Below are 25,565 nucleotides of genomic sequence, written 5' to 3'. Positions count from 1 at the left end.
CCTGTCGCGGGTCAGGACCGGCCGAAGCGGCTGTCGATGAAGTCGAACAGTTCGTCGTCACTGGCGTCGTCGAGGCTGGCGGCCACCTCGCCGCCGTCGCCGTCCCAGCGGGCGAGCAGGGCGCGGAGCCGGGCCGCGACGGCGGTACGGGTCTCGTCGTCGGCGGTCAGTTCGGCGAGCGCGTCGGCTCCAGTGGCGGCGAACGCGGCTTCGAGGCGGTCCAGCTCGTCGAGGACGGTGGGCGCGGTCGCGGCCGGTCCGAGTCGGCCCAGCAGGTGCCCGGTCAGCGCCGCCGGGGTGGGATGGTCGAAGACCATCGTCGCCGGCAGGGTGAGCCCGGTCCGGGCGGTGAGCCGGTTGCGCAGGTCGACGGCGGTGAGCGAGTCGAAGCCGAGTTCGGTGAAGGAGCGGTCGGGTCCGACGGCGGCCGGTGACGCGTACCCGAGCACGTCGGCGACCTGGCCGGCGACCAGCTCGGCGACCAGGCGGGCCCGGTCCTCGGCGGACGCCCCGGCGAGCCGGTCGGCGAGGCCGCCGGTGGTCGTCGCGGCGGCGCGGCGCGCGGGTCCACCGGCGAGGCCGTGCAGCGGTGCCGGCAGCTCGTCGCGGCCGGTGCGGGTCCGCAGCGCCGCCAGGTCGAGGTGGACGGGGAGCAGCAGCGGCTGCCGGCCGCGCCGGCTGGCGTCGAACAGCGCCAGCGCCCGGTCGGTGGTGAGCGCGACGATGCCCTGGCGGGCGAGGCGGTCCCGGCCGGCGGCGCCCAGGTCGCGGGTCATGCCGCCGGGTTCCGCCCAGGGTCCCCAGGCCAGTGACGTGGCGGCGAGCCCGGTGGCGCGGCGGTGGTGGGCGAGGCCGTCGAGGAACGCGTTGGCCGCCGCGTAGTTGCCCTGCCCGGGTGCGCCGAGCGGTCCGGCGATCGAGGAGAACAACACGAACATGGGCAGGTCGAGGTGGCGGGTGAGGTCGTGCAGGTGCCAGGCGGCGTCGGCCTTGGGGCGCAGCGCCGTCTCGGTGCGGTCCGGGGTGAGCGCGGTGACCACGGCGTCGTCGAGCGCGCCCGCGGCGTGCACCACGCCGGCGAGCGGATGTTCGGCGGGCACGGCGGCGAGCAGCGCGGCGAGCTGGTCGCGGTCGGCCACGTCGGCGGCGATGAGGCTGGCCCGCGCGCCGAGGCGGGTGAGGTCGGCGAGCAGGTCGGCCGCGCCGGGGGCGTCGGCGCCGTGTCGGCTGACCAGCAGCAGGTGCCGGATCTTGTGGTGGGTGACGAGGTGCCGGGCGACGACGCCGCCGAGCGCGCCGGTCGCGCCGGTGATCAGCACGGTGCCGTCGGGGACGAGGTCCACGGCCCCGGTCGGGTCGGGTTCGGCCGGGGCGAGGCGCGGCACGAGCAGCCGGCCGTCGCGGAGCGCGAGCTGGGGTTCGTCGGCGGCGAGCGCGCGGGCGAGCAGGTCGGCGTCGTCGTCGCCGGCCAGGTCGGCGAGGACGAACCGGCCGGGGTGTTCGAGTTGCGCCGCGCGGACCAGCCCCCAGACGGCAGCGCCGGCCAGGTCGGTGACGTCACCGGCGGCGGGTACCGCGCCCCGGGTGAGCACGACGAGCCGCCGGTCGGCGTGCCGGTCGTCGGCCAGCCAGTCCTGGATCAGCGTGAGCGTGCCGGCGAGCCGGGCGCGGGTGTCGGCGAGCGGGTCGTCCGGCGCGGTGTCGCGGGCGGGGACGAGCACCAGCCGGGTGTCGTCGGCGGTCCCGGCGAGGCCGGTCCCCGGGTCGAGCGGCGCGATTCCGGTGGCCGGTCGGGCCGGCAGCGGCACCGGGTTCCAGCGCAGGTCGTAGAGGGGCAGGTCGGCGGTGCCGGGGTCGAGTTGGTCGGCGGCGAGCGGTCGGGACACCAGGGCGTCGATGCGGGCCACCGGTGCGCCGGCCGCGTCGGCGAGGGTGAGCGTGCTGGCCGGGCCGCTGCGGGTGAGCCGTACCCGCAGGTGGGTGGCGCCCTCGGCGGTGAGCGTGACGCCGCTCCAGGCCCAGGGCAGCCGGGCGCCGGCGTCGTCGGCGGCCGGGTCGTCGGCGAGGCCGACGACGTGCAGCGCGGCGTCGAGCAGCGCCGGGTGCAGCGCGTAGCCGGTGGTGGCGGTGCCGTCGGGCAGTTCCACCTCCGCGAAGACCCCGTCGGGCGTACGCCAGGCGGCGCGCAGCCCGCGGAACGTGGGCCCGTGGGCGACGCCGAGTTCGCGGAGCCGGGTGTAGATCGGTTCGACCGGCACGGCGACGCCGCCGGGCGGTGGCCAGGCGGTCAGCGGCTCGGCGGGTTCGCCCGCGCCGGGGGCGAGGACGCCGTCGGCGTGGGCGGTCCAGTCGGCGTGCGGGTCGTCGGCGGGCCGGGAGTGGACGGTGATCCGGCGTCGGCCGTGCTCGTCGGGCGCGGCGAGCTGGAGTTGGAGCGTGCGGGCGCCGTCGTCGGGCAGGACGAGCGGCGCGGCGAGCGTCAGTTCCTCGACGGTGTCGCAGCCGGCCTGCGCGCCGGCGTGCAGCGCCAGCTCGACCAGCGCGGTGCCGGGGACGACGATCCGGCCGCGCACGACGTGGTCGGCGAGCCACGGCTGGGTACGCGCGGACAGCCGGCCGCCGTGGACGCGGACGTCACCGGCGGCGGTGGCGAGTGCGGTGTCGAGCAGCGGGTGACCGGCGGCGCGGGCGCCCAGGCCGGCGGCGTCGTGGCCGGCGGTGCGGGCGTCGATCCAGTACCGCTGGTGCTGGAACGCGTAGGTGGGCAGGTCGACGGTGGCCGGACGGCGCCCGTCGCGGGTGAACCAGGCCGCCCAGTCCACCGACGTGCCGGCCACGTGCAACCGAGCCACCGCCGTGGTCAGCGCGGTGACCTCGTCCTGGTCGCGCCGCAACGCCGGGATGTGGTGCACGGGCCGGTCGACCGGGGTGTCCGCGGCCATCGCCGTCAACGTCGCGTCCGGACCGACCTCCAGGAACGTGGACACACCCAGTTCGTGAAGCGTGGCCACCCCGTCGGCGAACCGCACCGCCTCCCGGACGTGCCGCACCCAGTAGTCCGGACCGGCGATCTCCACCGGATCGGCAAGCCGGCCGGTCAGATTCGACACGACCGGCAGACGCGGGGCCTGCCAGTCCAAACCGGCGATCGCGGCCCGGAACCCCTCCAGCATCGGCTCCATCAACCGCGAGTGGAACGCGTGACTGACCGTCAACCGCTTCACCCGCCAACCCTCGGCGGCGCACTCCCCCGCGACCCGATCCAGATCCTCCACCGGCCCAGACAGCACCACCGACGACGGACCGTTCACCGCCGCCACATCCACACCGGCCACCAACGCCCGGACCTGCGCCTCCGACGCACCCACCGCCAACATCCCGCCACCGACCGGCAACGCCTGCATCAACGACCCACGTGCCGCCACCAGAGCACACGCGTCCGCAAGCGACAACACCCCCGCCACGTGGGCGGCGGTCACCTCACCGATCGAATGCCCCGCCAGGTAGTCGGCGGTCACGCCCCACGACGACAGCAACTCCCACAACGCCACCTCCACCGCGAACAGGCCCGCCTGCGTGTAGACGGTCTGGTGCACCAGGTCACCGCCGTCGAACACCACCTCCCGCAACGGCCGCTCCAGCCGGCCCGCGAACGACGCGCACACCCGATCGAACGCGTCCGCGAACACCGGGAACGCCGCGTACAACTCCCGACCCATGCCGGCCCGCTGCGCACCCTGACCGGTGAACAACACCGCCCGACGGCCCGACGACGCCTCGCCGGTCACCAGACCGGGAGCCGCATCGCGCTCGGCCAGCGCGGCCAGGCCGGCCAGCAGCGTGTCGCGGTCCGCGCCGACCACCACCGCCCGGTGCGCCAACGCGGCCCTCGTGGTCGCCGACGAGAAGCCCACGTCGGCCGGCGACAGGTCGGCGTTCGCGCGCAGGTGGTCGAGCAGCCGCGCCGCCTGACCCGCCAGCGCGTCCGACGACCGCCCCGACACCAGCCACGGCAGCACCGGCAACGCCGCCGCGTCGAGGAGGGCCGGCGGCTCGTCCTCGGCCGGGGTGGGCGCTTCCAGGATCACGTGGGCGTTGGTGCCGGAGATGCTGAATGACGACACCGCGGCGCGGCGGGGGCGGTCGGCGGCCGGCCAGGGGCGCGCGGACGTGGCCAGCTCGACCGCGCCGGCCGTCCAGTCCACCTTGGTCGACGGCGCGTCCACGTGCAGCGTGGCCGGTACCGTGCCGTGCCGCATCGCCTGCACCATCTTGATCACGCCGGCCACGCCGGCGGCGGTCTGGGTGTGGCCGATGTTCGACTTGATGGACCCGAGCAGCAGCGGCGTCCCCCGCTCCTGCCCGTACGTGGCCAGCAACGCCTGCGCCTCGATCGGGTCACCCAACGTGGTGCCGGTGCCGTGCGCCTCCACCACGTCCACCTCGGCGGCGGACAACCGGGCGTCGGCGAGCGCGGCCCGGATCACCCGCTGCTGCGACGGCCCGTTCGGCGCGGTCAGCCCGTTCGACGCCCCGTCCTGGTTCACCGCCGACCCGCGCACCACGGCGAGGACCCGGTGGCCGAGCCGCTGGGCGTCGGCGAGACGCTCGACCAGGAGCACGCCGATGCCCTCGCCGAGCGCGGTGCCGTCGGCGGCGTCGGCGAACGCCCGGCAGCGGGCGCCCCGGGACAGGTTGTTCTGCCGGGTGAAGTCCACGAAGATCGACGGGGTCGGCAGCACTGTCACGCCGCCGGCCAGGGCCAGGTCGGATTCGCCGGCGCGCAGCGACTGCACGGCCAGGTGCAGCGCGACGAGCGACGACGAGCAGGCGGTGTCGACGGTGACGGCCGGTCCCTCGAACCCGAACGCGTACGACACCCGGCCGGAGCTGACGCTGCCGGCGCTGCCCAGCCCCAGGTAGTCGGCGACCCCGTCGGGCACGTCGGCGGCGCCGGCCGCGTAGTCGGCGTGGGTCAGGCCGGCGAAGACGCCGACGCGTGCGCCGCGCAGCCCGGTCGGGTCGACGCCGGCGGTTTCGAACGCCTCCCAGGACACCTCCAGCAGCAGCCGCTGCTGCGGGTCCATGGCGAGCGCCTCGCGGGGCGAGACGCCGAAGAACGCCGGGTCGAAGCCGGCGGCGTCGGTCAGGAAGCCGCCGTCGCGCACGCAGGACGTGCCGGGGCGTTCCCGCTGCGGGTCGTAGAGCGTGGCGAGGTCCCAGCCCCGGTCGTCGGGGAACGGGCCGATCGCGTCCCCGCCGGCCGCCACCAGGTCCCACAGCGCGTCCGGCGAGGTGATCCCGCCGGGGAAACGGCACGCCATGCCGACCACGGCGATCGGCTGGCGGGCGGAGTCCTCCACGTCGCGGAGCCGTTGCCGGGTCCGCCGCAGGTCGGTGGTGACCCTCTTCAGGTACTCCCGGAGCTTCTCTTCGGTGTCCATCAACCTGACCCTCGGTCGGCGGGGACCTGCCGTCGTCCGGCGCGCACGCGTCATCCGGGAGCCACGGGTCCCCTTTGCGGGGAAGCTATGGCGTCGCGCTGAGCTGCGACAACCCCTAACCCGTACGCCCGGTGGGCTAGGGGGGGGTGGCCGGACCGGCGGCGGCCCGGTTAGCGTCCGGTGGACCGCCCTGGCGCCCGGGTCGCGGGCGCCACCGCCGGAAGGACCGCGTGACGATGACCGACCACGACAACGGCCTCTGGGTTCGCCGGTTCCATCCGGCCCCGGACGGCGCCCCGCGGCTGGTGTGCCTGCCGCACGCCGGGGGCTCCGCGAGCTTCTTCTTCCCGGTGTCCCGGGCGCTGTCACCGGCCGTGGAGGTGCTCAGCGTCCAGTACCCGGGCCGCCAGGACCGCCGGCACGAGCCGTGCGTGCCGAGCATCGGTGAGCTGGCCCGGCAGGTGGCCGACGTGCTGCGGCCCTGGCGGGACCGGCCGTTGGCGTTCTTCGGGCACAGCATGGGCGCGACGCTGGGCTTCGAGGTGGCGCGGCTGGTCGAGGCCGAGGGTGGAGCGGTGGCGCACCTGTTCCCGTCCGGCCGTCGGGCGCCGTCGTGTCACCGGCACGAGACGGTGCACCTGCTCGACGACGAGGGGCTGCTGGCCGACGTGAAGAAGCTCAGCGGCCCCAACTCGGCGGTGCTCGGCGACCCGGACATGCTGCGTGCCGCGTTGCCGGCGATCCGCAGCGACTACCGGGCGGCGGAGACGTACACGTACGCGCCGGGGCCGAAGCTGAGCTGCCCGGTCACGGTGTTCACCGGGGACGCCGACCCGAAGACCACGGTGGACGAGGCGAGGGCGTGGTCGGAGCACACCACCGGCGCGTTCGACCTGCACGTCTTCCCGGGCGGGCACTTCTTCCTGGCGTCCCACCAGCCGGCGATCCTGCGTACCCTCTCGGCGGCGTTGACCGGCGCGGCGGTCCGCTGATTCGGCACGCCGGTCCCCGCCGCCCGGTCCGGGCGGCGGGGACCGTGGCGGTTCACGGCTTCTGCGCCACCGCGATGACGTAGTCGAGCAGACCCAGCTCCTTCTTGATCAGCTCGGTGTCGCGCCAGTGGTTGGCCATCCCCTTGACCGCGCTGCCGTCGGCGGCGGCCCGGAACGCCGGGTCGGACGGGCGGGCGGACTGGAACCGGCGCCAGCCCTCCCAGGTGCGGTCCGCGATGGAGTGCACCTCGACGGCGCCGAAGCCGGCGGCGGCGAGCTGCTCGCCGTAGGTCCTGCGGTCGTGCCAGTTCTCGTCCGGCAGGCTGAACTTGACGAAGCTGAGCGGGCCCGAGCTGATCGACATGCGCGCGGTGTCGTTGCTCAGCGGGATGATGTCGGCGGTGGCGATGGTGCCGCCCGGCCGCAGCACCCGGAACGCCTCGGCGAAGAACGCGCTGCGCGGGTGGAAGTGGAACGCCGACTCCAGCGCCACCACGCGGTCCACGCTGGCGTCCGGGAACGGCAGCGCGGTGGCGGTGCCGAGCTGGAAGTCGGCCCGGTCGGCGAGGCCCTCGCGGCGGGCCCGCTCCTGGGCGTGCTCGACGTGCCGGGGGGTCACGTTGATGCCGTGCACCTTCGCCACCCGGCGGTCCCGCAGCCAGGCGAAGTCCTGGTCGCCGTAGCCGAAGCCGACGTCGACCACGGTGTCGTCGGGCTTGAACCCGGCGGCGTCGGCGAGCTTGTCGGCAAGCGCCTGGCCGGCCACGTCGATGCTGGTGACGCCCTCCTCCCAGTAGCCGACGTTCATGTAGCGGGAGGTGCGGGCCGCGAACTCGACGTCCGGCGACTGGATCTCGTAGAACCGGCGGACCCGGGTCACCGGGTCCTTGGTGGCCAGGGTCCGGATGACCCGGCCGAGGGTGCGGAGGTTCTCCAGCATGTCAGCTCCTCAGGCTGTGCGGGGGTTGGTCAGGGATGCAGGGCGGGCGCGGCGACCTGCCGGCGCAGGTCGGCCACCAGGGTGGCGGCGGCGTCGGGGCCGGCGGCCACGCCGAAGAGATAGAAGTCCGGCCGGATCAGCGCGGCGTCCGCGCCGCCCAGCCAGGTCGAGTAGACGCCGTCGAGGTCGGCCAGGTCGCCGGCCGCCGCGCCCTCGTCGGCCGGCCGCACGACCAGCCGGTACGCGCCGAGGTCGTCGAGGAACGCGACCGCGTCGTCGTCGAGCGTGGCGGGTTCCCGGGTGAGCAGCGTGAAGCCGACGCCCACCACGTCGTCGAAGCCGCCGGTGCGCCCGTCGACGGTCACCCGGCCCTGCGGCGCGGGTTCACCGGCGCGCGGGGTGGGCGTGCCGTCGTCGGCGCGGTGCAGCACCCCGTCGACGATCGCCTCGCGCAGCGAGCGGACGTGCCGCTGCTGGGTACGCCGGCGCAGCGCGGCCAGCATCACCGAGTCCCGGCCGGCGGCCTTCTTGGGGTCGGTCTCGCAGATCACCGCCCCGGAGTCCATCGACATCCGGATCGCGTGCTGCACGTGCGCGCGTCGTTCCACCTGGTACGTGTCGAGCAGCGCCTCCCCGGCCCGGCCGCGGCGCACCAGGTCGAGCTTCCACGCCAGGTTGACCACGTCGCGGAAGCCGGAACTCATGCCCTGCCCGAGGAACGGCGGCATGACGTGCGCGGCGTCGCCGGCCAGGAACACCCGGCCGCGCCGCCACACGTCGGCGGAGCAGGCCTGGGTGGTGTAGACGCCGTACCGGTCCAGCCGGGAGTTGTCCGGGGTGATGTCGAACAGGCCGAGCAGCCGCCACGCGCTGGCCTCGGTGCGGAACTCCTCCAGGGTCTCCCCCGGCACCCGCATGAACTCCCACCGCCGGTGGTTCGGCCCGGCGGAGACAGCGGTACGCGGGCGGGCCGGGTCGCAGATCTGGAGGTTGTTCGGGGTGAACTCGCGCGGCGTGTGCAGCACCACGTCGCAGACCAGCCAGTCGTGGGTGAAGTCCAGGTCGGTGACGCCGGCGCCGAGCCACCCCCGGACGAAGCTGTTCGCGCCGTCGCAGCCGAGCACCCAGGACGCGGTGTAGGTGTGCGGGCCGCCGTCGCCGTCCACGGCGGTCACCTCGACCCGGTCGCTATGGTCGGTCAGGCCGGTCACCTCGACGCCCCGCTGCACCTGCACGCCGGGCAGTTCCGCCCCGCGTTCGGCGAGTCGTTCCTCCACCCCGGGCTGGTAGAACGACGTGGAGTCGGGCCACCCGGACGGGCCGTCCGGCGCGGCGCGCACGTGCAGCAGCGTCCGCCCGAAGCCGTTCTTCCAGGTGTACTCGCCGGACAGTTCGGTCACGTCGCCGAGCCGGTCGGCCACCCCGCAGGCGGCGAGGATCCGGCTGGCCTCGCCGTCGTAGGAGACCGCGCGCGGCATGCTGTACGGGGTGGTCCACTTCTCCAGCACCCGCACCGTGAAGCCGCGCTGCGCCAGCAGGATCGCGGCCACCTGGCCCACCGGGCCGTAGCCCACGATCAGTACGTCGGTCATCGCCGTCCCTCGTTCGTCCGCCTGGGCCGTCACAGCCCGAGTTCCGTGTCGATCAGGCTGAAGATCTCGTCGTCGCTGGCCCGGTCGAGGTCCAGGTCGTCGTCGGTGGCGGAGGCGCCGCGCATGGTCCGCCACTTGGCGACCAGCACCTCCAGCCGCGCCGCCACCTGGGTGTGCAGGTCCGCCTCGACGGTGGTCTCGGCGAGCGCCCGTTCCAGGCGTTCCAGCTCGGCGAGCACCGCCGGGGCGGCCTGCGCGCCGTCGGGCACCAGCCGGGAGCGCAGGTAGCCGGCCAGCGCCGCCGGGTCCGGGTAGTCGAAGACGGCGGTGGCCGGCAGTCGTTCCCCGGTCGCCTCGGTGAGCCGGTTGCGCAGCTCGACCGCGGTCAGCGAGTCGAAGCCCAGCTCGTGGAACGCCTGGCCCTCCCGGATGGCGTCCGGGCTGCCGTGGCCGAGCACCGCCGCGGCGGTGGCCCGGACCAGGTCGAGCAGGAGCGCGGACTGTTCCGCGCCGGTGAGCGCGCGCAGCCGCCCGGCCAGGTCGCCGCCGCCGGTGGTGGCGGCGCGGGCCTTCGGCCGGTCGACGCGGACCAGGCCGCGCATCAGCGCCGGCACGTGCGGCCGGCCGGCCAGCGCGGCCCGGTCGACGCGGGTCGGCACCAGGTGTTCCTCCGGCGCGGCCAGGCCGGCGTCGAACAGCGCCATGCCCAGGTCGGACGGGATCGCGAGCTGCCCGTCGCGGGTGGTGCCGGCCCGGTCCACGCCGGCGGTCAGCGTGCTGGCCTGCGCCCACAGCCCCCAGGCGTACGCGCGGGCGGGCAGTCCGGCACCGCGTCGCCGCCGGGCGAGCGCGTCCAGCCAGGCGTTGGCGGCGGCGTAGTTGCCCTGGCCGGGCACGCCGAACACGCCGGCCCCGGAGGAGAACAGCACGAACCCGGCGAGGTCGAGGGGGCGGGTCAGCTCGTCGAGGTGGCGGGCGGCGTCCACCTTGGGGCGGAACACGGTGTCGAGGCGTTCCGGGGTGAGCGCGGTGACCACGCCGTCGTCGAGCACGCCGGCCAGGTGCACCACGGCGGTGAGCGGATGCGCCGCCGGCACGGCGGTGAGCAGCCCCGCCACCGCGTCCCGGTCGGCGACGTCGGCGGCGGCCACGGTGACGGTGGCGCCGAGCGCGGTCAGCTCGGCGGTCAGCTCGGCCGCGCCGGGCGCGTCCGGGCCGCCCCGGCTGGCCAGCAGCAGGTGCCGGACGCCGTGCCCGGTGACCAGCCGGCGGGCCACCAGCCCGCCCAGCAGGCCGGTGCCGCCGGTGAGCAGCACCGTGCCGTCCGGGTCCCACGTCTCGGGCATGGTGAGCACCACCTTGCCGACGTGCCGGGCCTGGCTGACGTAGCGGAACGCGTCCGGGGCCTGCCGGACGTCCCAGGCGCGCACCGGCAGCGGGCGCAACGCGCCGGTGGCGAACAGCGCCAGCAGCTCGGTGAGCATCCGCTGGATCTCGTCCGGCTCGACCTGCGTCAGGTCGTACGCCTGGTAGTCGACGCCGGGGTGGTCGGCGGCGACCCGGGCCGGGTCGCGCAGGTCGGTCTTGCCCATCTCCAGGAACCGGCCGCCGCGCGGCAGTAGCCGCAGCGACGCGTCGACGAACTCGCGGGCCAGCGAGTCGAGCACCACGTCCACGCCCCGGCCGCCGGTGGCGTCGAGGAAGCGTGCCTCGAAGTCGAGCGTCCGGGACGACGCCAGGTGGTCGGCGGGCACGCCCAGCTCCCGCAGCGCGGGCCACTTGCCTTCGCTGGCGGTGGCGAAGACGTCCGCGCCGAGGTGGCGGGCGATCTGCACCGCCGCCATGCCGACGCCGCCGGCGCCGGCGTGCACCAGCACGGACTCCCCGGCCCGCAGCCGGCCCAGCCCGACCAGCCCGCGCCAGGCGGTGAGGAACACCACCGGCACGGTCGCGGCCTGCGCGAACGTCCAGCCGTCCGGCATCGGCGCGAGCAGTCGCCGGTCGGTGACCGCGACCGGGCCGAAGCAGCCGGTGAACACGCCGAGCACCCGGTCGCCGGGGCGCAGGTCGGTGACCGCGGCGCCGACCTCGGCGACGACGCCGGCGGCCTCCCCGCCGGGCGGGCCGGGATCGCCCGGGTAGAGGCCGAGCGCGTTGAGCACGTCGCGGAAGTTCAGGCCGGCGGCGCGGACCCGGACCCGCACGTCGTACGGGCCGAGCGGCGCGTCGGCCGCGTCGGTGGGCACCAGCGCCAGGTGGTCGAGGCTGCCCCGGCGGGGCACGTCCAGCCGCCAGGCGGTCGCGTCGGCGGGCGGGGCGAGCGTCGGCGCGTCGGCGCGTCGGGCCAGCCGGGGCGCGTACGCGCCGCCGTCGCGCAGCGCCACCTGCGGCTCGTCGGCGGCGAGCACGGCGGTCAGGGTGGCCGCGTCGGGCTCGGTGTCGGCGTCGAGCAGCACGAACCGGTCCGGATTCTCGGACTGGGCGGAGCGGACCAGGCCCCACGCGGCGGCGGCGGCCGGGTCGTCGACCTCACCGGGCCCGTGCACGCCGACCGCGCCGCGGGTGAGCAGCACCAGCCGGGTCTCGGCCCAGCGCGGCTCGGCCAGCCAGCGCTGCACCAGCGCGAGCGCGTCCCCGGCGAGCCGTCGCGCCCGGTCCGGGGCGGCGGGGTCGGTGCGGGTCATCGTCCGGTGCGCACCGGTCCCGGCGGTGAGCGGCGCGAGCACCGCGTCCGGCGACGTGGCACCGGCGTCGATCGCCGCGGCCAGCGCGGACAGGTCGGCGTGGCGCGACAGATCGGCGGCGGACGGATCGGCCACGTGGGACAGATCCGCCTCGGCGGCGAGCACGGCGATCCGGGCCGGGGTCGGCGCGGTGGGCGTCGGCAGCGGCTGCCAGGTGAGGTGGAACAGCGCGTCGGTGACCGCGTCGTCGCGGGCGCCCAGCTCGGCGCGGGAGATCGGGCGCATGGCCAGCGACGCCGCCTCGACCACCGGCGCTCCGGCCGGGTCGGTGGCGGACAGCGCGAACGCGTGCGGGCCGACCCGCCGCAGCCGGACCCGCAGCGTGGTGGCGCCGGTGGCGTGCACGGTGAGCCCGTTCCAGGCGAACGGCAGCAGGATCTTCTCGCCGCCGGCGTCGGCGAGACCACCGAAGTGCGCGGCGTGCAGCGCGGCGTCGAGCAGCGCCGGGTGCAGCGCGTACCGGTCGGCGTCGGCGCGCGGGCCGGCCGGCAGCTCCACCTCGGCGTACACCTCGTCGTCGCCGGTCCGGACCGCGCGCAGGCCCTGGAACGCCGGGCCGTAGCCGTACCCCTCGTCGACCAGGCGGTCGTAGAAGCCGGTCAGGTCGACGGCGTGGGCGTCCGGCGGCGGCCCGGCCGGCGTCGCCGGGGCGGCTTCGGCGGCGGAGAGCGTGCCGCTGCCGTGCCGGGTCCACGGCGCGTCGGGCGGGCCGGCGGCGGGCCGGGAGTGCACGGTGACCGGGCGGCGGCCGTCGTCGGCGGGCGGACCGACCGCGACCTGCACCTGGGTGGCCGCGTCCTCGGGCAACGTGAGCGGCGCCTCGATGACCAGCTCGTCGAGGGCGGGGCAGCCGACCTCGTCGCCGGCACGCAGGCACAGCTCGACCAGCCCGGTGCCGGGCACCAGCACCCGGCCGGCGACCCGGTGGTCGGCCAGCCAGGGCTGCTCGGCGACCGCGAGCCGGCCGGTGAACAGGTGCCCCCGTCCGTCGGCCAGTGGCACCGACGCGCCGAGCAGCGGATGCCCGGCGGCGGCCAGCCCGGCCGCGCCGACGTCGGCGGCGCCGGTGACCGGGCGGGGCCAGTAGCGGCGGTGCGCGAACGCGTAGGTGGGCAGGTCGACCCGGCGTCCGCCGGCCAGCACCGGCTGCCAGTCGACGGGTACGCCGCGCACGTGCAGCGCGGCCACGGAGAGCAGGAACCGGGCCCGGTCGCCCCGGCCGCGCTGCACCGAGCCGACCACCACCGCCGGGTGCTCGTGCTCCTGGCGCGTCTGCTCGATGCCCGGCGTGAGCACCGGGTGCGGGCTGCACTCGACGTACGTGTGGTGGCCCTCGGCGGTCAGCGCGCGTACCGCGTCCGCCAGTTCGACCGGCTGGCGCAGGTTGCGGTACCAGTAGTCGGCGTCCATCTCCTCGCCGCCGAGCCAGCACAGGTCGGTGGTGGAGTAGATCGGCACCGCCGCCGGTCCGGGCGTGACGCCGGCGACCGCCTCGGCCAGCTCGGCGCGGATCCGCTCCACCTGCGCGGAGTGGGAGGCGTAGTCGATCGCGAGGCGGCGCAGCCGTACCCGGTCGGCGTCCAGCTCGGCGGCGAACGCGTCCACCGCGTCTGGTTCGCCGGAGACCACCACGTTCGCCGGCCCGTTGACCGCGCCCACGGCCAGCCGGTCGCCGTACCGGGCGACCCGCTCGCGGACCACCTCGACCGGGAGCGGCACGGCGGCCATCACCCCGGCGCCGGCCAGCTTGCGCAGCGCGCGGGCGCGCAGCGCCACCAGCCGGGCGGCGTCGGTCAGCGACAGCACGCCGGCCACGCAGGCGGCGGCGATCTCGCCCTGCGAGTGGCCGACCACGGCGGCGGGCTGCACGCCGTACGAGCGCCACAGCTCGGCCAGCGACACCATCACCGCGAACAGCAGCGGCTGCACCACGTCCGCCCGTTCGAAGTCCGGGGTGCCGGGCGCCTGGCGCAGCAGGTCCCGCAGCGGATGGCCCAGCCAGGGCCGCAGCGCGGCGTCGCAGGCGGCCATCCGCTCGGCGAACACGGGCGCCTCGTCGAGCAGGTCCAGCGCCATGCCGGCCCACTGGGAGCCCTGGCCGGGGAAGACGAACACCAGCTTGCCGGTGGCGGTGACGTCGCCCCGTACCAGGTCGGTGGCGGGCTCGCCGGCGGCGAGCGCGTCCAGGCCGGCGGTGATCTCCGCCGGGCCGCCGACCAGCACGGCCCGGTGGCCGAAGCCGGCCCGGGTGGTGGCCAGCGACCAGGCCACGTCCAGCGGTCGCTGGTCGGGCCGGTCGGCGAGGTGGTCGCGCAGCCGGCGGGCCTGCCCGGCCAGCGCCTCCGGGGTACGCGCGGAGAGCAGCCACGGCAGCGCCACCGGCCCGGCCGGCGGCTCGGCGTCGACGGCCGGCTCGTCCGGCACGGCCTCGAGTACCACGTGGGCGTTGGTGCCGCTGATGCCGAACGAGGAGACGCCGGCGCGGGCCGGCCGGTCGGTACGCGGCCACGGCCGGGCCTCGGTGAGCAGGTCGACCGCGCCGGCCGCCCAGTCGACGCGGCTGGTGCGGTGCTCGGCGTGCAGCGTGCGGGGCAGTCGGCCGTGCCGCATGGCGAGGACGACCTTGAGCATCCCGGCGACGCCGGCCGCGGCCTGGGTGTGGCCGAGGTTGGACTTCACGGAGCCGAGCAGCAGCGGTGGGACGCCGTCGGGCCGGCGGCCGTAGGTGGCGAGGATCGCCTCGGCCTCGATCGGGTCGCCGAGCGGCGTGCCGGTGCCGTGCGCCTCGACCGCGTCCACGTCGGCCGGGTCGAGCCCGGCGGCGGCCAGCGCGGCCCGGATCACGCGTTCCTGGGACGGCCCGTTGGGGGCGGTGAGGCCGTTGGACGCGCCGTCGGAGTTGACCGCCGAGCCGCGCACCACGGCCAGCACCGGGTGGCCGCGTCGGCGGGCGTCGGAGAGCCGTTCCACCACCAGCACGCCGACGCCCTCGGACATGCCGAACCCGTCGGCGTCCTCGGCGAACGCCTTGCACCGGCCGTCCGGGGCGAGGCCGCGCTGGCGGCTGAACCCGGTCAGCCCGGCCGGGCCGGACAGCACCGACACGCCCCCGGCGAGCGCCAGGTCGCAGTCGCCCTGACGCAGCGCCTGCGCGGCCAGGTGCAGCGCCACCAGCGAGGCGGAGCAGGCGGTGTCCACGGTGACCGCCGGCCCTTCCAGCCCCAGCGCGTACGCGACCCGCCCGGAGAGCACGCTGGCGGCGGTGCCGGTGAGCAGGTGTCCCTCGTCGGCGACGGTCTCGCCGTCGTCGGCGGTGGCGCCGGGGGTGATCCGGTCGGCGTAGTCCTGGCCGTGGGTGCCGGCGAACACGCCGGTACGGCTGCCGCGCAGCGTGTCCGGGTCGATGCCGGCCCGTTCCAGCGCCTCCCAGGAGGTCTCCAGCAGCAGCCGGTGCTGCGGGTCCATGGCGAGCGCCTCGCGGGGGCTGATGCCGAAGAACGCGGCGTCGAAGTCGGCGAGCCCGGTGAGGAAGCCACCGGCGCGGGTGTAGGTGCGGCCGGGCGTGCCGGGCTCCGGGTCGTACAGGTCGGCAAGCGGCCAGCCCCGGTCGGTGGGCAGGTCGCCGATCACCTCGCCGCCGGCGTCGAGCAGCCGCCACAGCTCCTCGGGGGAGCCGATGCCGCCGGGGAACCGGCAGGCCATCGCGACGACCGCGACCGGCTCGTCCAGCGCGACGGTGGTGGCGTCGGCGACCTCGGTGGCGGCGGTGCCGAGCAGCCGGGCGTGCAGGTGCGCGGCGAGTAGTTCCGGGGTGGGGTGGTTGAACACGGCGTGCGGGGCGAGCCGGACGCCGGTGGCGGCGGAGAGCCGGTTGCTCAGCTCCACCGCCATCAGCGAGTCGAAGCCGAGTTCCTTGAACGGCCGGCGCGGTTCGACCTGGTCCGGCCCGGCGTGCCCGACGACCGTGGCGCAGCGGGCGCGGACCAGGTCGAGCAGGAGCGTGGCCCGTTCCGGCTCGCCGAGGCCGGCCAGGCGGTCGGCGAAGCCGGTTCCGGTGCTGGTGCCGGGCTCGGCGACGACGGCCCGGCGCGGGGCCGGCGGCAGCAGTGCCCGCAGCAGCGCCGGCACCTCCCCGGTGGCGCGCACGGCGGCCAGGTCCAGTCCGATCGGCACCAGCGTTGCCGGTTCGGCGCGCAGCGCGGCGTCGAACAGCGCCAGCCCGGCGGCGGCGTCCAGCGGACGGGTGCCGGTGCGGGCGAGCCGGGCCAGGTCGGCGGCGGTGAGTCGGCCGGCCATCCCGTCGGTCTCGGCCCACAGGCCCCAGGCGAGCGCGGTGCCGGGCAGCCCGCGGGCGCGGCGGTGCGCGGCGAGCGCGTCGAGGAACGCGTTGCCAGCGGCGTAGTTGCCCTGGCCGGGGCTGCCGAACGTGGCCGAGGCGGAGGAGAACAGCACGAACGCGGCCAGGTCGAGGCCGGCGGTCAGCTCGTGCAGGTGCCACGCGCCGTGCACCTTGGCCCGCAGCGCGCCGGCCCAGCGGTCCGGGTCGAGGTCGGTGAGCAGGGCGTCGTCGGTGGCGCCGGCGGCGTGCACGACGGCCACCAGCCGGTCGGTGAGCGGGGCCAGCACGGCGGCGAGCGCGTCCCGGTCGGCCACGTCGGCGGCGACCACCCGGACGTCGACGCCGGTCGCCGCCAGCTCGTCGGCCCAGGGGGCGGGCCGGCCGGTGCGGCTGAGCAGCACCAGTTCCCGCACGTCGTACGCCTGCGCGAGGTGGACCGCGACGTGCCGGCCGAGGCCGCCGGTGCCGCCGGTGAGCAGCACCGCGCCGCCGGCCAGCGCGGGCCGCGCGGCGGCGTCGGGCTCGGTGGCCGGGCGGAGCCGGGGCAGCAAGGCGCGGCCGTCGCGGACCGCGACCTCGGGTTCGTCGTCGGCGGCGGCCAGCGCGGCGCGGACCGTGGTGTCGTCGACGGTGTCCAGGTGCAGCAGCAGGAACCGGTCGGGGTGCTCGGCGCGGGCCACCCGGAGCAGGCCGGCGGCCGGGGCGTGCGCCGGGTCGCCGTCACGCACCGCCACCGCGAGCCGGGTGTCGACGGCGCGCGGGTCGTCGAGCCAGCGGTGCAGCACGCCGAGCAGGTCCAGGCCGATCGCGTCGGCGCGCTGCGCGACGGTGCTGTCCGGGTCGCCGTCGGGCAGTCGCAGCACCAGCACCGGCGGCAGCGGCCCGGTCGGCGGGACCGCGTCGGCGAGCGTCCAGGTGGGCACCGGGCCTGTCGGGGCGGGCAGCCAGTCCACCGTGTAGAGCCCGGCCGGGCCGGTCTCCGGCGCCGGGGCGGCGGCGGACGGCAGCGTCACGGCGCGCAGCGCGATCCGGTCGACGTCGAGCACCGGCCGGCCGGCGTCGTCGACGGCGTTGAGCGTGACCGCGTCCGCGCCGGCCGGGGCGAGACTGACCCGCAGCGCGTACGCGCCGGTGGCGTGCCGGCGCACGCCGGTCCAGTCGGTGGGCACGATCCGCTCCCCCGGCCCGGCCGGCGGGGCGAACCCGGCCAGCGGGAGCAGGTCCAGCGCGGCGTCGAGCACGTCCGGGTGCACGCCGTACCGCTCGGCGTCCGGGTCGGCGGCGTCGTCGGGCAGCCGTACGTCGAGGTGCAGCCGGTCCCCGGCGGTCCAGGCGGCCCGCAGCAGCGGATGCGCTGCCTCGACCGGGCGCGCGCCGGCCGGCGGCCAGGCCGGGGCCGGTACGCCGGGCACGGCGAGCGGGTCGGCCGGGGCGAGCACCGCGTCGGCGACCGCCCGCCACGGCTCGTGCTCGCCGGCGCGGACGTGGCAGCGGGCGGCGCGCCGGCCGGCGGCGTCCGAGCCGGCGACGTCGAACTGGAGGTCGACCGCGAGGCCGGCGGGCAGCGGTGCCGGCTCCGGCATCCGCAGGTCGGCCAGGACCGGGGTGTCGAGGCGTTCACCGAGGTGGCCGAGCGCGTCGAGCAGCACGGTGGCGGGCAGCAGCGGCGCGACGCCGTCCGGGGTGGCCGGCCGGGTGGCGGTGAACCGGCCGGTGGCGAGCACCTGGCCGGTGCCGGCGACCGGCAGCACGGCGGCGAGCAGCGGGTGCCCGGCGTCGCCGGTCGGTGCGCCGGGGGTGGCGGGCAGCCAGTAGTGCCGGTGCCGGAACGCGTAGGTGGGCAGCGCGACGGGCGCGTGCGGGCCGGGGCCGGCCAGCGCGGCCCGGTCCACCGGCACGCCGCGCACGTGCAGCCGGGCGGCGGCGGTGAGCAGCGCCGCCGGTTCGGGCGTGCCGGCCCGCAGGGTGGGCACGAACGCCAGGTCGTCACCGGCGTCGGCGAGGCACTCGGCGGCCAGCGCGGTGAGCACGCCGCCGGGGCCGATCTCCAGGAACGTGGTGGCGCCCTCGGCGTGCAGGGCGTGGACGCCGTCGGCGAAGCGCACGGTGTCGCGGACGTGCGCCACCCAGTGCTCGGGCGAGGTGAGCCGGGCCGCGTCGACCGGCGCACCGGTCAACGTGGACACCACCGGCAGTTGCGGCGCACGGTAGGTCAGCCCGGCGGCGACCTCCCGGAACGCGTCCAGCATCGGCGTCATGCGCGGCGAGTGGAACGCGTGCGACACGCGCAGCCGGCTGGTGCGGCGGCCGGCGGCGCGCAGCGTGGCGGCGACCGCCTCGACCGCGTCGGCGTCGCCGGAGAGCACCACGGCGGTCGGCCCGTTCACGGCGGCCAGCCCGACCCGGTCGGTCAGGTGCGGCAGCACCTCGGTCTCGTCGGCCTCCACCGCGACCATCGCGCCGCCGGCCGGCAACGCCTGCATGAGCCGGCCCCGCGCGGCGACCAGCGCGGCGGCGTCGGCGAGCGTGAGCACACCGGCCACGTGCGCGGCGGCGATCTCGCCGATCGAGTGGCCGAGCAGCAGGTCCGGGCGGACGCCCCAGGATTCGAGCAGCCGGTGCAGCGCCACCTCGACGGCGAACAGCGCCGGCTGGGTGTAGCGGGTCTCGTGCAGCAGCGCGGCCCGCGTGTCGCCGTCCGGGGCGAGAACCACGTCGGCGACCGACTGCCCGGTGACGTGCCGGTCCAGTTCGGCGCAGGCGGCGTCGAACGCCTCCGCGTAGACCGGGTACGCCGCGCGCAGCTCCCGGCCCATGCCGGCGCGTTGCCCGCCCTGCCCGCCGAAGAGGACGGCGAGCCGGCCGTCGGAGACGCGGCCGGTGAGCACGCCGGCCGGGTCGGTGTCGCCGCGGCTCAGCGCCGTCAGCGCGGCGCGGGCGTCGGCCGGGTCGCCGACCAGCAGCGCCGCCCGGTGGTCCAGCGCCGCCCGCGTGGTGGCCAGCGCGTACGCCACGTCGGCCGGGTCGGCGTCGATCCGGTCGAGCCGGCTCAGCAGCCGGGCCGCCTGGTCCCGCAGGCCCTCGCGGCTGGCCGCGGAGAGCAGCCACGGCACGACGCCGGCCGGGTGCTGCCGGGTGACCGGCGGCGGGGTGGACGTGGCGGGGGCCGCCTCGACGACGACGTGGGCGTTGGTGCCGCTGATGCCGAACGAGGAGATGCCGGCGCGGCGGGGCCGGTCCACGTCGGGCCACGGCCGGGCGTCGGTGAGCAGCTCGACCGCGCCGGCCGACCAGTCGACCTCGCGGGTCGGCGCGTCGACGTGCAGCGTGCGCGGCAGCGTGCCGTGGCGCAGCGCGAGCACCATCTTCATCACCCCGGCCGCGCCGGCCGCCGCCTGGGTGTGCCCGAGGTTCGACTTGAGCGAGCCGAGCAGCAGCGGACGGTCCGCCGGCCGGCCCTGCCCGTACGTGGCGAGCAGCGCCTGCGCCTCGATCGGGTCGCCGAGCCGGGTGCCGGTGCCGTGCGCCTCGACGGCGTCCACGTCGCCCGGTCCGAGGCCGGCGGTGGCCAGCGCCCGCCGGATGACCCGTTCCTGGGCCGGCCCGTTCGGGGCGGTGAGCCCGTTGGACGCCCCGTCCTGGTTGACCGCGCTGGCGCGCATCAGCGCCAGCACCGGGTGGCCGTGGCGGCGGGCGTCGCTGAGCCGTTCCAGCAGCAGCACGGCGACGCCCTCGGACCAGCCGGTGCCGTCGGCGGCCTCGGCGAACGCCTTGCACCGGCCGTCCGGCGCGAGTCCGCGTTGGCGGCTGAACTCGACGAACGCCTGCGGGGTGCCCATCACCGCGACGCCGCCGGCCACCGCGAGCGCGCAGTCCCCGGCGCGCAGCGCCTGCGCGGCCAGGTGCAGCGCGACGAGCGACGACGAGCAGGCGGTGTCCACGGTCACCGCGGGCCCTTCCAGGCCCAGCGCGTACGCGACCCGCCCGGAGACCACGCTGCCGGCGGTGCCGACGCCGAGGTAGCCCTCGGTGCCGGGGGGCGCCTGGCCGACGTTGGCCGCGTAGTCGTGGTGCATCACGCCGGTGAACACGCCGGTGGCGCTGCCGCGCAGCCCGGTCGGGTCGATCCCGGCGCGCTCGAACAGCTCCCAGGACGTCTCCAGCAGCAGTCGCTGCTGCGGGTCCATGGCGAGCGCCTCGCGCGGGCTGATCGCGAACAGGGTGGCGTCGAAGTCCCCGGCGCCGGCCAGGAACCCGCCCACCCGCACGTACGAGGTGCCGGCCCGGTCGGGGTCGTCGGCGAACAGGTGCGCCAGGTCCCAGCCCCGGTCGGTGGGGAACCCGGTGAGCCCCTCGCCGCCGGATTCGAGCAGTTCCCACAACTCGTCGGGGCCGGTAACGCCGCCGGGCAGCCGGCAGGCCATGGCGACGATCGCCACCGGGTCGTCGGCGGCGACCGGGCCGGTCCCGGCGGCGGCGTCCGCGGCGCGGGCGGCGGGGCCGGTCGGGCCGGCGCCGCGCAGCAGCGTGGCCAGGTGCCGGGTGAGCGCGGCGGGTGTCGGGTGGTCGAACGCGGCGGTGGCGGAGAGCCGGGCGCCGGTGGCCCGGTTCAGCCGGTCGCGCAGCGCGACCGCGCGGACCGAGGTGAACCCGAGTTCGGTGAACGCCCGGCCGGGCCGGACCGCGCCCGCGCCGGGCAGCCCGGCGACCTCCGCGGTGGCGGCACGGACCAGGTCGGCCAGGAGGCGGTCGCCGTCGGCGGTGGTGAGCGCCGCGAACCGGCGGCGCAGCGTGTCCGCGTCGTCGTCGGGCCGGGTCGGGCCGCGCCAGGCCGGGTGGGCGGCCACCCGCTCGGCCGGGCCGGCCACCAGCACCAGGTCGTCGCCGTCGTGCGCGACGTCGAACGCGGCGGTCTCGGCCCACGCCGGTCCGGTCACCCCGATCAGCCGGGCCGGCAGTCCGGCCGCGTGCCGCCGGGCGACGAGCGCGTGCAGCGCGGCGACCGCGCCCGCCGCCGGTTCCCGTCCGGCGGCGCCGAGCAGCACGCCGGCGGGGACCAGCACGGTGTACGCGGTGGCGGCGGCGTGCCGGGTGTCCCGGTCCAGCCGGCCGGCCAGGTCGAGCAGCCGGGCGCTCCGGTCGTGGTCGGTCAGGTCGGCGTCGCGGACCCGCAGCACGGCCGCCCCGACCGGTTCCCCGTCCCGGGTCGCGAGGTCGGTGGTGGGGCCGTCGACCGGCAGCAGCCGCAGCGACCGGGCACCGTACGCGCCGGTCAGGTGTCGGGCCAGCGCCGCCCGCTCGGCGGTGTCCGCGCCGGCCAGCACCGCCGGCACGGCCGGGTCGAGCACCGTGGCGGCGTGTTCCGGGGCCGGCGCGGCGGCCGGCGCGGGCGCCGCGTACCGGGCGGCGCCGGCGCGCAGCGCGACCTGGGCGGCGCCGGCGTCCACCACGGACGGCAGCAACGCCGCCGAGGCGGGATCGGCGTCGACGAGCACGATCCGGTCCGGCCGGGCGGCCTGCCGACAGCGCGCCTGCGCCCAGGCGACGGCGGCGGCCGGGACCAGGTCGGGGTCGTCGGGCGTGTCGGCGGTGGACGCGTCCACCGCGCCGCTGGTCAGCACCACCACCCGGGCGGTCGCGTAGCGCGCGTCGTCGAGCCAGCCGGGCAGCGCCGCCGGGTCGACGCCGGCCAGCACCAGCACGTCCGCGTCGGTGTCGGTGGAGTGGGCGCCGGTGTGGACGTCCTCGCCCTCGGCGGTCAGCGCGTCGGCGACCGCACCGGCGTGCGGCCCGACGACCGCCCAGCGCCGGCCGGGCGCGCGGTCGACAGGTGCCAGCGGACGCCAGGTGAGCCGGGTCAGCGCCTCGTGGTGCGTGCCGTTGACCGCGCGCAGCCGGGCCGGCGTCTCCGCCAGCAGCCGCCGGGTGACCTTCCCGGAGGCGGTCCGCGGCACCGCGTCGATCTCGTACAGCTCCTGCGGCACCTTGTGGTACGCGAGCCGCTCGCGGCAGGCGGCGTACGCGGCGGCCGGCGCGAAACCCTCCGGCGCGGGCACCACGTACGCGACCGGCACCTCGCCGAGCACCTCGTGCGGGCGGCCGGTGACCGCCACGTCGGCCACGCCGGGCACCGCGCGCAGCACGTCCTCCACCTCGACCGGGTGCACCTTCTCGCCGCCCCGGATGATCAGTTCCCGGTGCCGGCCGGTGACGAAGAGGTTCCCGTCGGCGTCGCTGCGGGCCAGGTCCCCGGTGCGGTACCAGCCGTCGCGCAGCGCCGCCGCGGTGGCCTCGGGCAGCCCGTGGTAGCCGAGCATGACGCCCGGGCCGCGGACCCACACCTCGCCCTCGTCACCGGTCGGCACGTCGCGGCCGGTGTCCGGGCTGACCAGGCGCACCTGCACGCCGTCCACGGCCCGGCCGCAGGAACCCTCGGCCCGGGGCTCGTCCGGCCGGGTCACCGCGATCGAGCCGCACGTCTCGGTGCTGCCGTACGCGTCGAGCAGCGGCGCGTCGAAGACCTCCTCGAACGCGCGGCGCAGCTCCCCGGTGGTGATCGCGCCGCCGACCAGGCACACCCGCAGCGCGGGCGCGCGGAACCCGTCGGCGCGGGCCGCGTCGACCAGGTGGTGGTACATGGCGGGCACGCCGGCCAGCACGGTCGCCTCGTCCTCGGCGACCGCGCGCAGCACGTCGGCGGCGGCGAAGCCGTCGACCAGGCGGGCGCTCGCGCCGACCGCGGTCACGCTCAGCACGCAGCCGATGTGGGAGAGACTGTGGAACAAGGGCAGCGGCCAGACCACCCGGTCGGCGGCGGTCAGGTCGGGCACCGGCACGTAGCAGGCGGCCACCGACCAGAGGCAGGTGCGCTGGGTGGAGAGCACGCCCTTGGGCCGGCCGGTGGTGCCGGAGGTGTAGAGCATCCAGGCGACCTCGTCCAGGCCGAGGTCGTCACGGGCGTCGGCGGCCGGCGCCGCGTCGACGAGCGCCGGCCAGGCCGTCGCCGGGTCCGGGTACGGCCCGTCGCCGGTCACCCAGATCCGCAGGTCGGGCCGGTCCGCGCGCAGCCGCAGGAACTGGTCGAGGTGCTGCGGGTCGGTGACCACCAGCACCGCGCCGGAGTCGTCGAGCAGGTGGGCCAGTTCGGCGTCCGTGCTGCGCGGGTTCAGCGGTACGCCGACCGCCGCGGCCCGGGTCACGGCCAGCCAGGTCTCCACCGTCTCCACCCGGTTGCCCAGGCAGAACGCGACCCGCTCGCCCCGGCCGACGCCCGCGTCGACCAGGTGGCCGGCCAGCCGGGCGGTGACCGCCTCCAGCGCGGCCCAGGACACCGCCCGGTCCGCGTCGCGGAACGCCACCTGGTCCGGCAGCCGGCCGGCGTGGGCCCGGAGCAGTTCGGGCAACGGCTGGACCAGGTCACTCCGAAGCATGTCAGCACATCCGTCCTTCGCCGTAACGGCCCAAGTCTGGCCAGCGGCCCGGCGGTGACCTACCCCTGTCGCCCCCTAACCGGACCCCGGTTCCCGGCCGCGTGCGGGCCCTCCGGCGGGCCGGCGCGGTGATGATGGGCACGCCCCGAGGACGCCGCGTACCACCGCCGACAGTCGAGGTGCCATGGAACGCTCCTGGTTGTTCGCCGACCTCGCCGTGCCCGGTGGGGGATGCGTCGACGCGCGGGCGGCCGAGCTGGTCGGCACGGTGCTGGCGGGGCTGGTGTCCGAGCTGCGCGCCGCCGACCCGGGCGGCTGCTGGTTCTTCGACCGGCTCGACTCCCCCGGCCCGACCCGGCTGCGGCTGGGCCTGCACGCCGGGCCCGCCGCGCTGGACCTGGCGCGGGACCGGCTCGGCCCGTCGGCCCGGCCGGCGCCCCCGGCGTACGCGGTGCGCGACCCGGCCCGGGGCGGACCGCTCGCCCACGCCGGCAGCGAGGTGGCGCTGGGCCTGCTCGGCGGTGAGCCGCCGTGGCTGGCCGGGTTGGAGCTGCCGCTCGCGGTGGCGCACCTGCGGCACCTGTGCGGGCTGTTGCCGGCCGGCGACCGGGCGGCCTTCCTGTTCCTGCACTGGCAGGACCGCAGTCGCGAGCTGACCGGGGCGCAGCGCCGGGACCTCGCCGCGCAGGCGCACGCCGGCGCCGACAAGATCGTGCTGGCCGCCGCCGACCTGCCGCTCGCCGACGACCCGGTGTCGGCGGCCTGGCGGCGCTACCTGGACCGGGTCACCGAGCTGGTGGCCGAGGACCATCCGGCCGCGCCGCGCGGTTTCCTGATCGCCGAGCACGCCCAGCTCAGCCACCGTCGCTGGGGCATCGACCCGGCCGTCGACTCGCTGGCCGCGCTGGCGTTGCGGCTGGCCGGGCACACCGTCGCCGCACCACAGGGGAGAGTCGGATGACCGTCGTGGAACGGGTCGACGTGGCACTGGGCGACCGCGCGTACCCGGTGCTGGTGGGCCCGGGCGTGCGGCACCGGCTGGCCGCGGAGGTGGCGCGGATCGGGGCCCGCCGGGTCGTGGTGGTGTCGGCCCGGCCGCCGGAGTGGACGCCCGACCCGGGCGTGGCGCACCGGGTGGTGCCGGCCCGCGACGGCGAGCACGACAAGACGCTGGCCACCGTGGAGGCGCTGTGCCGGGCGTTCGCCGAGTTCGGGTTGACCCGCGCCGACGCGGTGGTCTCCTGCGGCGGCGGCACCACCACCGACGTGGTCGGCCTGGCCGCCGGCCTCTACCACCGGGGCGTGGCGGTGCTCCACCTGCCGACGTCGCTGCTGGCCCAGGTGGACGCCAGCGTGGGCGGCAAGACCGCGGTGAACCTGCCGGAGGGCAAGAACCTGGTCGGCGTCTACTGGCAGCCGCGCGCGGTGCTCTGCGACACCGACTACCTGGGCACGCTGCCGGAGGTGGAGCGGCGCAACGGCTACGGCGAGATCGCCCGCGCGCATTTCATCGGCGCCGGCGACCTGCGCGGCCGGACGGTGACCGAGCAGATCACCGCGTGCGTGGCGCTCAAGGCCCGGGTGGTCGCCGCGGACGAGCGCGACGCCGGGCTGCGGCACATCCTCAACTACGGTCACACGCTCGGTCACGCGTTGGAGCGGGCCACCGACTTCCGGCTGCGGCACGGCGAGGCGGTCGGCGTGGGCACGGTGTTCGCCGGGCGGCTGGCCGGGCGGCTCGGTCGGATCACTCCCGCCCGGGTGGCCGAGCACCACGAGGTGGTGGCCGGCTACGGCCTGGAGACGGCCCTGCCGCCGGGGGTGACGCACGACGAGCTGATCGCGTTCATGCGCCGCGACAAGAAGTCCACCGCCGGCCTGACCTTCGTGCTGGACGGCGCGAGCGGCCCGGAACTGGTCGCCGACGTGCCGGAGACCGAGGTCCGCGCCGCGCTCACGAGCGTCTCAGCCCCATGTCTCCAGTGACCGGACGTCGTCGAACAGTAGTAAGCTTCGATGCGAAGGAGGGGAGTATTCCTTCGCGTCGGCCTCGTCAGCACGGAGCGCCCATCAGGGCAATCCCG

The 25,565-nt window shown here is 77.1% G+C and carries 7 protein-coding genes; 3 read left to right on the top strand and 4 right to left on the bottom strand.

Features of this window, described 5'->3' with window-relative positions; all coding sequences use genetic code 11:
* Positions 1–11: 11 nt before the first annotated feature.
* Complete coding sequence (locus TPA0908_RS22470) at positions 12–5,447, bottom strand: SDR family NAD(P)-dependent oxidoreductase (protein ID WP_374709239.1); 5,436 nt, start codon at positions 5,445–5,447, stop codon at positions 12–14.
* Between the two features lie 233 nt (positions 5,448–5,680).
* Between TPA0908_RS22470 and TPA0908_RS22465 the strand changes: the two genes are divergently transcribed.
* On the top strand, positions 5,681–6,436 hold the full coding sequence (locus TPA0908_RS22465; RefSeq protein ID WP_281940956.1) for a thioesterase II family protein: 756 nt from the start codon (positions 5,681–5,683) through the stop codon (positions 6,434–6,436).
* 52 nt (positions 6,437–6,488) lie between these two features.
* Here TPA0908_RS22465 and TPA0908_RS22460 read toward each other — a convergent pair whose 3' ends face one another.
* From TPA0908_RS22460 to TPA0908_RS22450, 3 genes are read right to left on the bottom strand one after another with little or no spacing between them, the layout of a single operon-like run.
* Entirely contained in the window at positions 6,489–7,376 is an 888-nt protein-coding gene (locus tag TPA0908_RS22460; protein WP_281940955.1) for a class I SAM-dependent methyltransferase, read from the bottom strand.
* Between the two features lie 29 nt (positions 7,377–7,405).
* A complete protein-coding gene (gene mhpA / locus TPA0908_RS22455) occupies positions 7,406–8,968 on the bottom strand; it encodes a bifunctional 3-(3-hydroxy-phenyl)propionate/3-hydroxycinnamic acid hydroxylase MhpA (RefSeq protein WP_281940953.1) in 1,563 nt (520 codons plus the stop codon).
* Between the two features lie 29 nt (positions 8,969–8,997).
* Complete coding sequence (locus tag TPA0908_RS22450) at positions 8,998–23,481, bottom strand: type I polyketide synthase (RefSeq protein ID WP_281940951.1); 14,484 nt, start codon at positions 23,479–23,481, stop codon at positions 8,998–9,000.
* 184 nt (positions 23,482–23,665) lie between these two features.
* Between TPA0908_RS22450 and TPA0908_RS22445 the strand changes: the two genes are divergently transcribed.
* Entirely contained in the window at positions 23,666–24,442 is a 777-nt protein-coding gene (locus TPA0908_RS22445) for a hypothetical protein (protein ID WP_281940949.1), read from the top strand.
* Positions 24,439–25,467 carry a 3-dehydroquinate synthase family protein gene (locus tag TPA0908_RS22440; protein WP_281940946.1) on the top strand — a complete coding sequence of 343 codons (1,029 nt, stop codon included), beginning with the start codon at positions 24,439–24,441 and terminating at the stop codon, positions 25,465–25,467. Before TPA0908_RS22445 ends, TPA0908_RS22440 begins: the two co-directional genes overlap by 4 nt.
* Positions 25,468–25,565 lie beyond the last annotated feature (98 nt).

The organism is Micromonospora sp. AKA38 (assembly GCF_027925725.1).
Lineage (GTDB): Bacteria > Actinomycetota > Actinomycetes > Mycobacteriales > Micromonosporaceae > Micromonospora.
The sequence above is the reverse complement of the archived record's forward strand: the minus strand, read 5'-3'. Positions and strand labels throughout refer to the sequence as shown.

Coding starts and splice junctions, on each gene's coding strand:
- TPA0908_RS22465 (WP_281940956.1), top strand. CDS start 5,681: ATGACCGACCACGACAACGGCCTCTGGGTTCGCCGGTTCCATCCGGCC.
- TPA0908_RS22450 (WP_281940951.1), bottom strand. CDS start 23,481: ATGCTTCGGAGTGACCTGGTCCAGCCGTTGCCCGAACTGCTCCGGGCC.
- mhpA (WP_281940953.1), bottom strand. CDS start 8,968: ATGACCGACGTACTGATCGTGGGCTACGGCCCGGTGGGCCAGGTGGCC.
- TPA0908_RS22445 (WP_281940949.1), top strand. CDS start 23,666: ATGGAACGCTCCTGGTTGTTCGCCGACCTCGCCGTGCCCGGTGGGGGA.
- TPA0908_RS22460 (WP_281940955.1), bottom strand. CDS start 7,376: ATGCTGGAGAACCTCCGCACCCTCGGCCGGGTCATCCGGACCCTGGCC.
- TPA0908_RS22440 (WP_281940946.1), top strand. CDS start 24,439: ATGACCGTCGTGGAACGGGTCGACGTGGCACTGGGCGACCGCGCGTAC.